12 protein-coding genes are annotated in these 14455 nt (G+C 70.8%); 4 read left to right on the top strand and 8 right to left on the bottom strand.

The window, feature by feature from the left end; all coding sequences use genetic code 11:
• From SSBG_RS36040 to SSBG_RS05870, 5 genes are all read right to left on the bottom strand, one after another.
• Positions 1 to 204, bottom strand: a 204-nt coding sequence (locus SSBG_RS36040) for an FAD-dependent monooxygenase (protein ID WP_037869047.1), incomplete at its 3' end; no start/stop codon positions are given.
• 548 nt (positions 205 to 752) lie between these two features.
• Positions 753 to 1658, bottom strand: coding sequence for an amino acid ABC transporter permease (locus SSBG_RS05885; RefSeq protein WP_008745292.1), 906 nt, complete (start codon positions 1656 to 1658; stop codon positions 753 to 755).
• Positions 1655 to 2320, bottom strand: coding sequence for an amino acid ABC transporter permease (locus tag SSBG_RS05880; RefSeq protein ID WP_037871157.1), 666 nt, complete (start codon positions 2318 to 2320; stop codon positions 1655 to 1657). Before SSBG_RS05880 ends, SSBG_RS05885 begins: the two co-directional genes overlap by 4 nt.
• Before the next feature lie 159 nt (positions 2321 to 2479).
• Entirely contained in the window at positions 2480 to 3322 is an 843-nt protein-coding gene (locus SSBG_RS05875; protein WP_008745290.1) for a glutamate ABC transporter substrate-binding protein, read from the bottom strand.
• 377 nt (positions 3323 to 3699) lie between these two features.
• On the bottom strand, positions 3700 to 4476 hold the full coding sequence (locus tag SSBG_RS05870) for an amino acid ABC transporter ATP-binding protein (RefSeq protein WP_008745289.1): 777 nt from the start codon (positions 4474 to 4476) through the stop codon (positions 3700 to 3702).
• Between the two features lie 354 nt (positions 4477 to 4830).
• Here SSBG_RS05870 and SSBG_RS05865 point away from each other — a divergent pair, with 354 nt between their 5' ends.
• Positions 4831 to 5517, top strand: coding sequence for a response regulator transcription factor (locus SSBG_RS05865; RefSeq protein ID WP_008745287.1), 687 nt, complete (start codon positions 4831 to 4833; stop codon positions 5515 to 5517).
• Positions 5518 to 5526: 9 nt separating this feature from the next.
• Positions 5527 to 7065, top strand: coding sequence for a sensor histidine kinase (locus tag SSBG_RS05860; RefSeq protein WP_037869046.1), 1539 nt, complete (start codon positions 5527 to 5529; stop codon positions 7063 to 7065).
• A gap of 579 nt (positions 7066 to 7644) precedes the next feature.
• Here SSBG_RS05860 and SSBG_RS05855 read toward each other — a convergent pair.
• On the bottom strand, positions 7645 to 8640 hold the full coding sequence (locus tag SSBG_RS05855; RefSeq protein ID WP_008745285.1) for a TAXI family TRAP transporter solute-binding subunit: 996 nt from the start codon (positions 8638 to 8640) through the stop codon (positions 7645 to 7647).
• 339 nt (positions 8641 to 8979) lie between these two features.
• Here SSBG_RS05855 and miaB point away from each other — a divergent pair, with 339 nt between their 5' ends.
• Positions 8980 to 10521, top strand: a complete 1542-nt coding sequence (gene miaB / locus SSBG_RS05850) for a tRNA (N6-isopentenyl adenosine(37)-C2)-methylthiotransferase MiaB (protein WP_008745284.1) — start codon at positions 8980 to 8982, stop codon at positions 10519 to 10521.
• Between the two features lie 373 nt (positions 10522 to 10894).
• Here the strand turns inward: miaB and SSBG_RS05845 are convergent, their stop codons facing one another.
• Positions 10895 to 12148, bottom strand: coding sequence for an IS701 family transposase (locus SSBG_RS05845; RefSeq protein ID WP_037869003.1), 1254 nt, complete (start codon positions 12146 to 12148; stop codon positions 10895 to 10897).
• Between the two features lie 284 nt (positions 12149 to 12432).
• Between SSBG_RS05845 and SSBG_RS05840 the strand changes: the two genes are divergently transcribed.
• Positions 12433 to 13164 (top strand): class III extradiol dioxygenase subunit B-like domain-containing protein, encoded by a 732-nt coding sequence (locus tag SSBG_RS05840; RefSeq protein WP_008745283.1) that lies wholly within the window; start codon positions 12433 to 12435, stop codon positions 13162 to 13164.
• Positions 13165 to 13857: 693 nt separating this feature from the next.
• Here the strand turns inward: SSBG_RS05840 and SSBG_RS05835 are convergent.
• Entirely contained in the window at positions 13858 to 14166 is a 309-nt protein-coding gene (locus SSBG_RS05835) for an antitoxin (RefSeq protein WP_008745282.1), read from the bottom strand.
• Positions 14167 to 14455 lie beyond the last annotated feature (289 nt).

Here is a 14455-nt window from a genome sequence, read left to right as displayed (position 1 = left end):
ACCGGTCGGAACGGAGAGCGCGACGCCGGTCAGCCGTTCGAGCCAGCTCGCGGTGTCCGCGCGCAGCACCGCCGTGCGCGCGAGTCGTTCCTCGTCCTTCCACGCACCCTCGTCGAGGACGACGCACGGGACGTCGTGCCGGGTCAGGGCCAGCGCGAGCGCGAGACCGACGGGCCCGGCGCCCACCACGATCACCGGTTCCACGGCAGCGCTCCGGCGCGGTCCTGGAAGGAGGAGGCTTCGGTGATGCGTGCGAGTGGAAACCGGTGGGTGATCACAGACCGTATGCAACCTATTGCCGCTGCCCGCGTCAAGCGAAGCACCCCCGGGCGCGCGGGGCACGGACCGGGTGGCGGCCCCGCGCGGCACGGTGCCGGCGCGCCGCCGCGGCGGCGAGGGGCGCGGGGAGCGCGTACGGGGCACCGGCGCGCGTCCGTGGCGCCCGGAGCGTGGCGCGCGAGGAGACGCGGGCGCGGGGCCGCGAGGTGCGGGGGCGGGCAGGGCCGCGAGGTGTGCGGGCGCGGTCGCGAGGTGCGAGGGCGCGGTCGCGAGGCGCGGCGCCCCGTGGAGTGTCGGGTCGCCCGTTCCCACGTGCAAAGGCGGGACGAAAGCCCCCCAAGGCCCTCGTCCCGCCCTCTTGTGCGCGTCCGCTTCGCGTGCCCCGCCGCCGACGGGGCACCCGTGGCAGGAGGCCTGAGCCCCCCGCGTGCGAGCCGCGATACCCCGGTGAACGGGGAGTCGGTGGCGGACCGTCAGGCGTCCGCCTTCACCGGCTGTACGCCGGTCGCGCCGGTGCCCTCGGTGTCCACCGCGGCGGCGCTCAGGACCGTGCCGGTGGACTTCTTGCCCACGCGCAGACGCTTCTCCAGCCACGTGGCGAAGCTCGTCAGGGAGAAGTTCACGACGATGTAGATCAGCGCGACGATCGTGAAGCAAGCGATCGTGTTGGCGCCGTAGGCGGCCGATAGGGGGCGCACGGCGTTGATCAACTCGGAGAAGCCGAGTATCGAGCCGCCGATCGCAGTGTCCTTCACGATGACGACGAGCTGGCTGACGATCGCGGGCAGCATCGCGGTGACCGACTGAGGCAGCAGGATGGACCGCATGATCTGGCCCTTGCGCAGCCCGATCGCCTGCGCGGCCTCGGTCTGTCCCTTGGGGAGCGAGAGGATGCCGGCGCGGACGATCTCGGCGAGCACCGAGGCGTTGTAGAGCACCAGGCCGGTGACCACCGCGTAGAGCGGCCGGTCGTCGGTGGAGACCGAGGTGTACTGCGCGTACACCTCGTAGGCGACGATCATCATGATCAGGACCGGGATCGAGCGGAAGAACTCGACGACAGTCGCGGCGGGCACCCGCACCCAGGCATGGTCCGAGAGGCGCGCGATCCCGAATATCGCGCCGAGCGGCAGCGCGATGACCACGGAGATGGCCGCGGCGAGGAGCGTCTGCCCGAGACCGGGCAGCAGGTACGTGGTCCACGCCCGGCTGTCCGTGAAGAAGGGCTTCCACTTGATCCAGTCGAGCTGGTTCTTGTCGTTCAGTTTCACGACGACCCACCACACGACGAGGGCGGCGACGACGACGAAGAGCACCGAGTAGATGATGTTGCGTCCCTTGGCCCGGGGGCCGGGGGCGTCGAAGAGCACCGAGGTCATCGCTTGATCGCCACCTTCTTGCTGACCCAGCCGAGGATGAGCCCCGTGGGAAGTGTGAGCACGACGAAGCCGAAGGCGAAGACCAGCGAGATCAGCACGAGTTCGGCCTCATTCTCGATCATCTCCTTCATCAGCACCGCGGCCTCGCCCACGCCGATCGCCGCGGCGATCGTCGTGTTCTTGGTGAGGGCGATGAGGACGTTCGCCAGGGGGTTGACGACCGAACGGAACGCCTGCGGGAGGATGATCAGGGTGAGGACCTGACGGAAATTCAGGCCGAGCGCGCGAGCGGCCTCCGCCTGACCCATCGGAACCGTGTTGATGCCCGAACGGACTGCCTCACACACGAAAGTGGACGTGTAGAGGATGAGCCCGAGCACCGCCAGGCGGAAGTTGATCGTTTTGAAGTCGCTTGCGCCCAAGTTGATGCTGAGCGTCTGGGACAGGCCGAGCGACGTGAAGACGATGATCACCGTGAGCGGGATGTTCCGCACGATGTTGATGTAACCGGTGGCGAAGCCACGCATCAGGGGGACAGGGCCGACCCGCATGGCGGCGAGCACGGTGCCCCAGATCAGGGAGCCCACAGCGGAGAGCGCGGTGAGCTTCACCGTCACCCAGAACGCCCCGAGCAGGTCGTAACCATCAAGAAAGTCGAACACGATCTCCCGTGCTTCCACGCGGGGGATGGGCCCGGTGGGCGGCGTCACCGTCCGCGCACCGACCGCACCCCGACTACTGTCCCGCGCGGTCCCCGCCCGCCGCCGCAAGGGAGCGGCCGGGGAAGCGCACGCGAGCTGTCATCTGCTGAGCGCCGTCGCCTACTTCTTGACATCGCCGATCGCCGGGGCGGGCTCGTTCTTGTAGTTCGCCGGGCCGAAGTTGTCCTGGACGGCCTTGTCCCAGGACTTGTCGTCGACCATCTTCTTCAGGGCGTCGTTGATCTTGTCCTTGAGGTCGCTGCCCTTCTTGACGCCGATGCCGTAGTTCTCGTTCGTCATCTTGAAGCCGGCGAGCTTGAACTTGCCCTGGAACTCCTTCTGCGCCGCGTAGCCCGCGAGGATGGAGTCGTCCGTGGTCAGCGCGTCGACGGCCTTGTTCTCCAGGCCGGTGAGGCACTCGGAGTAGCCGCCGTACTCCTGGAGATCCGCCCTGGGGGCCAGGTCCTTCTTGATGTTCTGGGCGGAGGTGGAACCGGTGACCGAACACAGCTTCCTGCTGTTCAGGTCCTTCGGGTCGTTGATCTCTTTCTCGTCCTCGCGGACCAGGACGTCCTGGTGGGCGAGGAGGTACGGACCGGCGAAGTCGACCTTCGCCTCACGCTCGTCCGTGATCGAGTACGAGGCGGCGATGAAGTCCACGTCGCCGCGCTCCAGCATCGTCTCGCGGTCGGCGCTCTTCGCTTCCTTCCACACGATCTGGTTCGTCTTGTAGCCGAGGGCCTTCGCTACGTACGTGGCGACGTCGACGTCGAAGCCGGCGAACTTGCCGCTCGGCAGCTTCTGGCCGAGACCCGGCTGGTCGAACTTGATCCCGATGGTGATCTTCTTGCCACCGCCGGAGCCGCCCGAGGCCTTGTCGTCGTCGTTCTTGCCACAGGCGCTCGCGGCGAGGCCGACGGTGAGGACCACGGCGACGGCGGCGGAAACCTTACGGAACTTCATGGTGAGTCCTTCGATAACGGTCGATCGTGATCGACGGCGGGTCGGAATCGGTGGAACGGCGGTGGTGGGTACGGGCCTGGGGACGCCCTCCTGCCCGCGCGGCGCACGCCGGTGGGGGCCGGGTGAGGCGCGGACGCGCCGGTGCCTGTGGGGGCGGGGGTGCGGGTGGCGCGGGATCGGTACGGCGGGGTTCCGCCGGGTGCGGACGCCGGGGCCGGTGGTCCCCGGCGGGCCGCTGGAGCCCGGTGGGTCGCTGGAGACCGGTGGGCCGCGACCGTCCGGCGGGCTCGTGCCCGCAGGCCCCCGGGGAGCGCCGGCCGGACGTCCGGTGACCCGGAAGGGACCGGCGGCCGGGAGCACTCAGCGGCCGCGAGCGTTCAGTGCTGGAGGATTTTCGACAGGAAGTCCTTGGCGCGGTCGCTGCGCGGGGCGCTGAAGAACTTGTCCGGCGTCGCCTCCTCCACGATGCGCCCGTCGGCCATGAAGACCACACGATTCGCCGCGGAGCGGGCGAAGCCCATCTCGTGCGTGACGACCACCATCGTCATGCCTTCCTGGGCCAGCTGCTGCATGACCTCCAGGACCTCGTTGATCATCTCCGGGTCGAGCGCGGAGGTCGGCTCGTCGAAGAGCATGACCTTCGGGTCCATCGCCAGTGCCCGGGCGATCGCGACGCGCTGCTGCTGGCCGCCGGAGAGCTGCGCGGGGTACTTGTCGGCCTGCGAACCGACGCCCACCCGGTCGAGAAGGCGCCGCGCCTTCTCCTCGGCCGCTCCCTTCTCGGCCTTGCGCACCTTCACCTGGCCGAGCATCACGTTCTGGAGCACGGTCTTGTGGGCGAACAGGTTGAACGACTGGAAGACCATGCCCACGTCCGCGCGCAGCCGGGCCAGATCCTTGCCCTCCTGCGGCAGCGGCTGACCGTCGATGCTGATGGCACCGTCGTCGATCGTCTCCAGGCGGTTGATGGTGCGACACAGCGTGGACTTGCCGGACCCCGAGGGACCGATCACCACGACGACCTCGCCGCGCCCGATCGTCAGATCGATGTCCTGCAGCACATGGAGTGCGCCGAAGTGCTTGTTCACCTTGCTCAGGACCACCAGGTCCTCGCTCGTGGGCGCGGCGTCCTTCGACACCGATACTGCGGTCATCGGCTCACAACTCCGTCCTCCTCGGTTGGGTGGACCCTAGTGAGCGGACGCGAGCACCGTCAGCACTTCTGAGCGGAAATTGAGCATCACGATACGGGACCGTTCGCGCACGTCGCGTGGCTGTCGCACCCCCTCCCCGTACCGGCTGGATAACGGAACGCGCCCGAGCCCCGAACCCCCTTGACGCATGGTGGGCGGATCGGAGTACATGCCAAAGCGCCCCGCGCGCTCCCGCCCCCGCAGCCCGCGCGCTCCCATGCCCGCGGGAACCGTCCGGGGCGCCGCCCGCGTGCGTACCAGCACACCCGGACCCGCTCGGGTCCGGGCCACGCCAGCCGACGGAGGTGACGGACGGTGAGACTGCTGCTCGTGGAGGACGACAACCACGTCGCCGCCGCGCTTTCCGCCGTGCTCGCCCGCCACGGCCTGCGGGTCACGCACGCCCGCAACGGCGAGGACGCCCTGCGCGCACTGCTCCCCGGCGAGGAAGAGGAGGAGCCGTACGCCGTCGTCCTCCTCGACCTCGGACTGCCCGACCAGGACGGTTACGAGGTCTGCGGGAAGATACGTACGCGCTCCGCCGTACCCGTCATCATGGTCACCGCGCGCGCGGACGTCCGCTCCCGCATCCACGGACTCAACCTGGGCGCCGACGACTACGTCGTCAAGCCGTACGACACGAGGGAACTCCTCGCCCGTATCCACGCCGTCGCCCGCCGTACCCACACCGGCCCGAGCGAGCCCGGGACGACCGCCCTCGGCCCGGTACGCCTCACCCCGGAGACCCGTGAGGTGAGCGTGAACGGCGAGCCCGTCCAGCTCACCCGCAAGGAGTTCGACCTCCTCGCCCTCCTCGCCCTGCGCCCCGGCGTCGTCTACCGTCGCGAACAGATCATCAGCGAGGTCTGGCGCACCAGCTGGGAGGGAACGGGCCGCACCCTGGAAGTGCACATCGCCTCGCTCCGCGCCAAGATCGGTGTACCGGCCCTCATCGAGACCGTGCGCGGTGTGGGGTACAAGCTCGTCGTCCCCGGCGCCTAGCGGGTCCCGGTGCGCACTCGGCTCCTCCCCCTGCTCATCATCCTGCTCGCCGGGGTCCTCCTCGCCCTCGGCTTCCCGCTCGCCATCAGCATGGCGGCGGGGGAGCAGCAGAAGGTGATCGTCGACCGCATCGACGACTCCGCCCGGTTCGCCTCGCTCGCCCAGTTCGTCAACACCGACGGCGACGGCACGGGCGCGACCGTGGAGGACACCGAGCGCAGCGCCACCCTCGACACCGAACTCGGCCGCTACCAGCGCCTCTATGGCATCCGCGTCGGCGTCTTCGACCGCCTCGGCGACCCCTTCGCGACCGCCCCGCACAGCTGGCACCTGCCCGCCCCCGAGGCCGACCCGCCCCTCCTTCCCGGCACCACCGTCTCCGAGGAACGGAGCGCCACCCTCCTTCCGGAGCCCGCCGGCTCCGTCCACAGCCGCGCCGAGCCGTTCCAGGACGCGGGCGGAGAAGCGCGCTCCGCCTACGACGAGGCCCTCAACGGCCGCCGCAGCCCGGACCCGGAGCAGGTGTGGCCCTGGCAGACCGACCGGCGCCTCGTCGTGGCCTCGCCGGTCATACGGGACGGGGACGTCATCGCCGTCGTCGTCACCGATTCCCCCACCGGTGCCCTGCGGTCCCGGACCCTCCAGAAGTGGCTTCTCGTCGTCGCGGGCGAGGGCGCCGCCATGCTCCTCGCCGTCGCCGCGGCCCTGCGCCTGACGGGGTGGGTGCTCCGCCCCGTCCGCGTCCTGGACGCCACGACCCACGACATCGCCACCGGCCGGCTCAAGTCCCGCGTCGCCCCCACCGGCGGACCGCCCGAACTCCGCCGCCTCGCCACCTCCTTCAACGAGATGGCGGACAACGTCGAAAGCGTCCTCGAACAACAACGCGCCTTCGTCGCCGATGCCTCGCACCAACTCCGCAACCCCCTCTCCGCACTCCTGCTCCGTATCGAACTCCTCGCCCTCGAACTCCCCGAGGACAACGAAGAAGCCGCCTCCGTCCGTGCCGAGGGCCAACGCCTGGCCCGCGTCCTCGACGACCTCCTCGGCCTCGCCCTCGCCGAGCACTCCGAGGCCGACCTCACCCTCACCGACATCGGCGCCCTCGCTCAGGAACGCCTCTCCTCCTGGCGGCCCCTCGCCGAGGAGAAAAACGTCCGGCTCACCGGCACCTGCCCCGCCGTCACCGGCTGGGCCGACCCCATCGCGCTCTCCAGCGCCCTCGACGCCGTGCTCGACAACGCCCTGAAATTCACCCCGGCGGGCGCCGCCGTGGAACTCACCGTGGAAGCCAGACCCGGCGAGGTCGTCATCACCGTCACCGACGAGGGACCCGGGCTGACCGACGAGGAACTCGGCCGTATCGGCGACCGGTTCTGGCGCAGCAACCGTCACCAGAACGTCCACGGCTCCGGCCTCGGTCTCTCCATCACCCGCGCCCTCCTCGAAGCCGGCGGCGGCGCCCTCGAATACCGTCACCACAGCCCCCACGGCCTCAGCGCCGGCCTCGTCATCCCCCGCAACCGCCCGGCGACCACGAGTCGTTGACGGGGGGCGAGGGGGCGCTCGGATGGGCGGGGTGCGCGGGCGAGCGAGGTGAGAGGGCAGCGCGGGCGAGCGGGGTGGGTGAAACGCGACGGGACGCGGACGACGGTGAAGCTCGGAGGACGTGGGGCGGTGGGCGTGGTGGGGGAGTGCGGCGCACACTCACTGCCGCGTCCGTGACCCCACTTCGCCCGCACGCTCTCGCGGCGGTGAGACCGTCGGGTGCCCCCCCCGTGCGGGCGCGACCGCCGTCAGGGGACCACCGTGCGGTCCACCGGACCACGGTGTGGTCTCCCGCCGGCCGGAGTGCCGTCATGAGGCCACTGCCCCTGCCGGTACCAGTCCGGATGGCGTTACGTGCGCATGGCCTGGCCGGTTGTCACGGGGCTGCTGGGCTGCGTGGAGTTGCGGACCATGCGCACAGGATCACGGCTCCACGAGGCCGCCGCCTCACGCCACCAGGACTCCACGGGGACGAGCTCTCGCCGAACCGGATCCCTGCGCCGGGCCTCGCGAAGCCGAGCCCCCGTAACGGCCTCGTCTCGCGACGCCCTCACCCAGCGACGCTCGCGCCTCGCGAGGTCACGGCTTCACCGACCGGTAGTACTCCTGCGCGCCGTCGTGCAGTTCCAGCGGGTCCGTGTAGATGGCGGTCCGCAGATCGACCTTTTGCGCCGCGTGCACCTGCTGGCCTATGCCGTCGCGGCTGGCGATGACAGTCCGCGTGACTCCCTCCGTCAGGTCCGGGTCCAGGGAGTCCCGGGTGACCAGCAGATTCGCCACCGCGAGTGTCATCACGGTGCCGTCGTTGTGCGCGGCCGGGTAGGCGTCGCGGGGCATCACGGCCGTGCGGTAGAAACGCCCCTCGCCGCCCGCGTGCCGCACGGCGTCCACGAGGTCCCCGAGCGGCACGAACCGTACGGGGAACGTCTCCGACAGCTTGCGCACCGAGACCGTCGGCAGCCCGCCCGACCAGAAGAAGGCGTCGATCTTCCCGCGCTTCAACTGCTCGTTCATCTTGTCGATGCCGATGCCCACCGGGGTCAGGTCGTGCTCGGGATCGAGACCGGCCCGCGTGAGAAGGCGGTCCGCTATCAACCGCACTCCGGACCCGACCTGCCCCACCGCGACCCGCTTGCCCTCGAGGTCGGCGACCTTGTAAATACCGGAGGACTCGGCGACGACGAGTTGCAGGTAGTCGTCGTAGAGTCGCGCACAGCCGCGCAGACTCCCGGCGCCGACGCCGTCGTCCTCCCGGTACTTCTCGACGGCGTCCGCCGCCGCGATGGTGAAGTCCGCTTTCCCGGTCGCCACCCGTTTCACGTTCTCCTGCGAGCCCTCGCTCGCGCGCAATGTCATCCGGACACCCGGCAGATCCCGGTCCACCGCGTTCTTGAGGAGTTCCCCGTACTTCTCGTAGACGCCCGAGTTCACACCGGTGCTGAACACCACCGTCCCGCGCGGCTGCGCGTTGCCGAGCGGCAGCAGCCACCACAGCAGCAGCCCGATCACGACGGCGCACACCGCCGCGCCGCCGAGCACCGTGCCCCGGCCGAACCGGGAGAGGAACGTGGTCATGGGGACGATCCTGCCAGTCACACAGGGTGAAGGCCAGAGGTGGCGGGAGAGATCAGGGATCTCTCGGGGGTTCTCCCCGATTCCCTCTCGGGGAGAACCCCGAGCGCGCACTCCGGGACATTCCTGAATCAACCCGGAACGGATGTCGCGTCCGTCTCAGGGATCGGCCGCGAGCGGCTCAGGGGTCGCGAACGCACCGCGAGGCGACACCCCAGCGATCGCAAGGGATTCTCCGGGCCCGTCCGTTCGGGGTCCGCCCTCGACCGCCCTCAGGGTGGTCCGTGCCGCGAGGCCCACCGGCGGTCGGCCGTCCCTTTCCGCTCGCCTACCCTTGTCCGCATGAGCAGCAGCGACCGGAGCCCCGTGGTGGACGTTCAGCAGGCCGGGACACAGGCCAGGACATACGAGATCCGCACCTACGGATGTCAGATGAACGTGCACGACTCGGAGCGGCTCGCCGGCCTCCTGGAGGGTGCCGGATACGTGCGCGCCCCCGAGAGCGCGGGAGACAGCGACGCGGACGTCGTCGTCTTCAACACCTGCGCGGTGCGCGAGAACGCCGACAACCGCCTCTACGGCAACCTCGGCCGCCTCGCCCCGAAGAAGACCGAGCGCCCCGGGATGCAGATCGCCGTCGGCGGCTGCCTGGCGCAGAAGGACCGGCAGACCATCGTCGACCGCGCCCCCTGGGTCGACGTCGTCTTCGGCACCCACAACATCGGCAAGCTTCCCGTACTGCTCGAACGCGCCCGCGTCCAGGAGGAGGCACAGGTCGAGATCGCCGAGTCGCTGGAGGCGTTCCCGTCCACGCTGCCCACTCGCCGCGAGTCCGCCTACGCCGCCTGGGTCTCCGTCTCCGTCGGCTGCAACAACACGTGCACCTTCTGCATCGTCCCCGCGCTGCGCGGCAAGGAGAAGGACCGCAGGCCGGGCGACATCCTGGCCGAGGTCGAGGCCCTCGTCGCCGAGGGAGTCAGCGAGATCACGCTGCTCGGCCAGAACGTCAACGCCTACGGCAGCGACATCGGCGACCGCGAGGCGTTCAGCAAGCTGCTGCGCGCCTGCGGACGCGTCGAGGGCCTGGAACGCGTCCGCTTCACCTCCCCGCATCCGCGCGACTTCACCGACGACGTCATCGCCGCCATGGCCGAGACCCCCAACGTGATGCCGCAGCTGCACATGCCGCTCCAGTCCGGCTCGGACACCGTGCTGCGGGCGATGCGCCGCTCCTACCGCCAGGACCGCTACCTCGGCATCATCGAGAAGGTGCGCGCCGCGATCCCCGATGCCGCGATCAGCACCGACATCATCGTGGGCTTCCCCGGCGAGACCGAGGAGGACTTCGAGCAGACGCTGCACGTCGTGCGCGAGGCCCGCTTCGCCGCGGCCTTCACCTTCCAGTACTCGAAGCGCCCCGGCACCCCGGCCGCCGAGATGGACGACCAGATCCCCAAGGAGGTCGTCCAGAAGCGCTACGAGCGGCTGGTCGCGCTCCAGGAGGAGATCTCCTGGGAGGAGAACAAGAAGCAGGTCGGCCGCACCCTCGACGTCATGGTCGCCGAGGGCGAGGGCCGCAAGGACGGCGCGACCCAGCGCCTCTCCGGCCGTGCCCCCGACAACCGGCTCGTCCACTTCACCAAGCCGCAGGAGCCGGTGCGACCAGGCGACGTCGTCACCGTGGACATCACCTACGCGGCTCCCCACCACCTTCTCGCCGAGGGCACCCCGCGCGGGGTCCGGCGCACCCGCGCGGGAGACGCCTGGGAGAAGCGCACGACGGCCGACACCGCGAAGCCCGCCGGCGTCATGCTGGGACTCCCGACGATCGGAGCCCCGGCCCCGCAGCCCGCCCCCGTCACACAGGGTTGCGGCTGCGACTGATCGCACGGGGCCCCGTGGGGGGCACATGCGGGCGGCCGACTGGCCGTCCCGTAAGGAGCGAGCCGGGACGAGAGGAACGGCCGGGGCGGTGACGGCTGAGCTTCTCGCCGGGTTCGACGGACGGGAAGCCGTTACGCCCGTCCCGGTCTGGCGAAGTGGAGCGTCGCGCTCACTCCTGCTTCGGGACGCTCGTTCTATCGGAGCCCGTGCACCCGGGCACGGGCAGCGGGTGGGACGTGCTGCATCCCGCGCCCGTACCTTGCGGCTCCACTGCGCCCCTAGTACTCCAGCAGCGGTTCGTGTCCTGAGCTGCGTTTTTGGTAGTGGCAGCGGCGGGCGGTGGCTTGGTGGTGTCTTCTCCAGGCTGACCACTTCAGTGCGTGGGTGACTGGGTCGGGGTGGGGTCGGGGGCGGGGAAGGAGAGTGTCCAGGAGGCGTCTGATTTCTGCCACGGTGAGCGGGGCGAGAGAGGTTCGTTTCCAAAGCCCCCTTTTTCGGGCTCGTCGGCGGCTTGGGCTGCGAGTGAGGTCAGGACGGCGTGGGCGAGCATGGCCAGGGTGATGTGCCGGTACCAGCCGACGTAGCGGCGGACCTCGTACTCGTCCAGGCCGCACTCGTTCTTCGCCGCCTGGAAGCATTCCTCGATCGCCCAGCGTGTGCCGGCCGCCCGCACCAGGTCGGCGACAGTGGTGCTCGTGGGCGCGTAGGCGAAGTAGTAGGCGGTCTCCTCGGGCCGTGCCACGCTGCGCCGGGCCAGCACCCATCGGTGGTGGGCTGACTCGTCGCCGTCGAAGAGGGCGATCGACGGCAGTCTCGCGCTCGCCCAGTCGTAGACCCTGGGGCCCTTGGCCCCGTTGCCGCAGGACAGCCGCTGCCAGGCATCCTGGGGCGCCTGGGCGATGAGCTCGTCGATCCGCCAGAACCCCGTCAAGCTCTTGACCTGCTGAGACTTCGGAACAGCGACGACGTAACCGACATCGAGTTCCTCCAGCAGGCGGCGGAACTTCCAGTCCTGCCCATAGGCCTCGTCCGCCGTCACCCACCGCGCCGGCAGACCGGCGGCCAGCGTCCGGGTAACCATCGCCCTCGCGAGTTCACCCTTGGTCGCGAACTCCCGCTCGTCGGGAACCTTCGCCGCCCGGCAGCGTTCCCGATCCCCTGTCCACGCCTTCGGGAGATACAGCTCCCGGTCGACCAGGGCACGTCCGCGAGACGTGGCGTAGGCGGCGAAGACCCCGACCTGACAATTGTCGATCTTGCCCGAGGTGCCGGTGTACTGCCTGCCCACACCCGCCGACGTGATCCCCTTCTTGATGAAACCGGTGTCATCGATGATCAGGACCCCGTCATCACCGAGCACCTCGGCCACATACTCGCGGACATCGTCCCGCACCGCGTCCGCATCCCAGACGCTGGAGTTCAGCAGCCGCTGGAACCCGTCAGGACTACGGTGCCCCGCCCACTCCGCGAGCTGCCAGCCGTTCTTACGCGCCACACGAGCCAGCAGACCCCGAACGTAATCCCGCATCCGCCACCGCAGATCCGCCCGAGCAAACCGACCCGCGACCCGAGCGAACACAGCCTCCAACTCCGCGGACCATACAGCTACTTCACCCAGCTCCCTCATACCAGGAGAACGACAAAGACCAGCTCAGGACACGAACCGCTGCTGGAGTACTAGGGCTCGCGGCATGTGCGAGCGCCCGCTGCCGCCTCCTTGGGCCGCCCGGCGCGGGTCCCGCCCCTTGGACCGGTCACGTGCCGCAGGCCCCCTCCCGCCCCCGGTGCGCGCTTGGGTTCCCCGTTCCCGCGCCCGCGCCCGCACGCCTCTCTGGCCGCGCCCGCACGCCTCTCTGGCCGGGCCGGGCCACCGCGCCCGTCTCCCCGTCCTCACGGGTTACGCTGCCGATCATGCTTGTCGCCGCCGCTGTCTGCCCCTGTCCTCCGATGCTGGTTCCCCGGATCGCGGCGGGTGCCGCGAGGGAACTGGACGCCTTGCGGGCCGCGTGCGGCGACGCGCTTTCCGTGCTCGCGGCCGCGCGGCCGGACCGGCTGCTGGTCGTCGGGCCGGTGGCCGGCGAGGGGTCGGCCCGGCACGGTGAAGGCACGCGGGGCGGCTTCCACGGGTTCGGGGTGCCTGTAGACGTACGCCTTGGGCGGGCAGAACGGTCGGTCTCGGCGCCAACGGCGGATGAGAGGCAGTCCCTGCCCGCCTCTCTCGCGGTCGGTGCCTGGCTGCTGGAGAACGTCGCTTGGGCGGCGGCACCGGTCTCCGGCCTCGCGGTCGGTGAGGAGAACGGGGCCGAGGAGTGCCTCGCCCTGGGGGCGTCCCTGGGGGACCCCGACGAACGCCTCGCGGTGCTGGTTCTCGGGGACGGGAGCACGACTCGTACGGTCAAGGCCCCCGGCTATCTGGACGAGCGGGCCGCCCCCTGGGATGCCGTGGTCGCGAAGGCGCTCGCCACCGCGGACACGGAGGCGCTCGCCGGACTCGACCCCGTCACCGCGCGGGCGCTCGGCTGCGCGGGCCGGGCCCCTTGGCAGGTGCTCGCGGGCGCCGCGCGCGGCAGGGGCCTGAGCGGGAGCCTGCTGCTTGACGAGGCCCCGTACGGGGTCGGCTACTTCGTGGCCGCGTGGTCGTGAGCCGCGTCCGAAGGGGCGGCACTCCCGTTCCCGTACGACGGGGACCGACCCCGTACACCCTGCGGAGCCTCGCTCGCCCCTGACCGTGGGGCGTACGAGAGCCGGGAGATCGGCCCGTACGGCGGAACCACACCATCGGCGGGCCACAGGCCGGGCGGGGGAGGGGCGGTGCCCTGAGCCGGGTCAGTGACTGATGTGTGGAACCGGGCGCGAGGCAAGGGCTTGCGCCGAGATGCCGGGCCGGAGGCGGAATTCGCTTACGGGCCCGGTCCCAGGGGCCCGAGCGTGCACCGCGATCTGGTCGGCTGGCGTCGCCTTCCGCTTCCAGGCTTCCCGGTCTCGTCAGGCGCCGGATACCGGCAGCCCGTGAGTGCGGAGCCGACACGACCCGGGGCATCCCGGCTCCAGCCGAACTGCCACCACCCCGCACGCCCCACGCCACCCCTCACCGCCACGGGCCGGACATCGGAGGCCGGCACGCACGCAGCCGACACCGGCCAGCTCACCCCCGCTCCAGCCGAGCCGCCACCCCACGCCCCTCACCCACCCCCGGGTCACGCTCCAGCCACCGCCCGCCGCCACGCACCGGCTCTCGCCACGTCCGCCACGCTCCGCCCCCCGCCGCGCGCCCCATCCGCCGCCCCGCGCACCGCAGCCGACACCGCGCCCACCGCAACAACCTCCGTCGCGCCCTCAGCCCCCCGAAGACCCCGGCGGTCGCTGCGGTCCTCCGCCTCCGCTCCGGCCCTCGCCGCCTCCGGCGCCGCCCCCGCCCCCGCCGCTTTCCTCGCCGTCCTTCTTGCCCACGCGGCCGACGGCGTCCTTGGCCTTGTCCGTGCCCGACTGGATGCGGTCGGAGTACTTGCCCTTGGTGCGCTCGTCCACGGCCTTGGCGGCCTTGTCGAGACCGTCGCCGATCCGGTCGCCGTGCTGCTGGGCGAGATCGGCCACCTTGTCCTTCGCCGGGGACAGTCGCGCCCTGATGTTGTCGATGAAACCCACGGGGTCCCTCCTCGCCGGAAACCGGGAAGACGGCACTCCACGCGGAGTGCCTACTGCTGGCTTACTACGGATCGGCCGCGCGCCTGTCGGGCCTCCCGGGGGGAATGACCCCTCCGGAGCGCTCCACAGGCGCGCGGGATGCCGTGCGGACGCTCAGCGGCGCGCGTGGTCGGTCGCCTCGCGCTCGGCGGCCTCGTCCACCGACTGCTGCTTGGGGATGCCGCCCTCGGCGCTCTCGCCGCCGTCCCCGTTCTCGGCGGCCGCGGCCCCCTCCGTCACCTTCTCCGCG

It is taken from the genome of Streptomyces sp. SPB074 (assembly GCF_000154905.1).
GTDB lineage: Bacteria > Actinomycetota > Actinomycetes > Streptomycetales > Streptomycetaceae > Streptomyces.
Note: the sequence above shows the minus strand (reverse complement) of the source record. Positions and strands in the feature narration are given on the sequence as shown.

What these genes read in the sequence shown, in the direction of transcription:
- SSBG_RS05885 (WP_008745292.1), bottom strand. Translation starts at nt 1,658, where the DNA reads ATGACCTCGGTGCTCTTCGACGCCCCCGGCCCCCGGGCCAAGGGACGC.
- SSBG_RS05875 (WP_008745290.1), bottom strand. Translation starts at nt 3,322, where the DNA reads ATGAAGTTCCGTAAGGTTTCCGCCGCCGTCGCCGTGGTCCTCACCGTC.
- SSBG_RS05870 (WP_008745289.1), bottom strand. Translation starts at nt 4,476, where the DNA reads ATGACCGCAGTATCGGTGTCGAAGGACGCCGCGCCCACGAGCGAGGAC.
- SSBG_RS05855 (WP_008745285.1), bottom strand. Translation starts at nt 8,640, where the DNA reads ATGACCACGTTCCTCTCCCGGTTCGGCCGGGGCACGGTGCTCGGCGGC.
- miaB (WP_008745284.1), top strand. Translation starts at nt 8,980, where the DNA reads ATGAGCAGCAGCGACCGGAGCCCCGTGGTGGACGTTCAGCAGGCCGGG.
- SSBG_RS05845 (WP_037869003.1), bottom strand. Translation starts at nt 12,148, where the DNA reads ATGAGGGAGCTGGGTGAAGTAGCTGTATGGTCCGCGGAGTTGGAGGCT.
- SSBG_RS05840 (WP_008745283.1), top strand. Translation starts at nt 12,433, where the DNA reads ATGCTTGTCGCCGCCGCTGTCTGCCCCTGTCCTCCGATGCTGGTTCCC.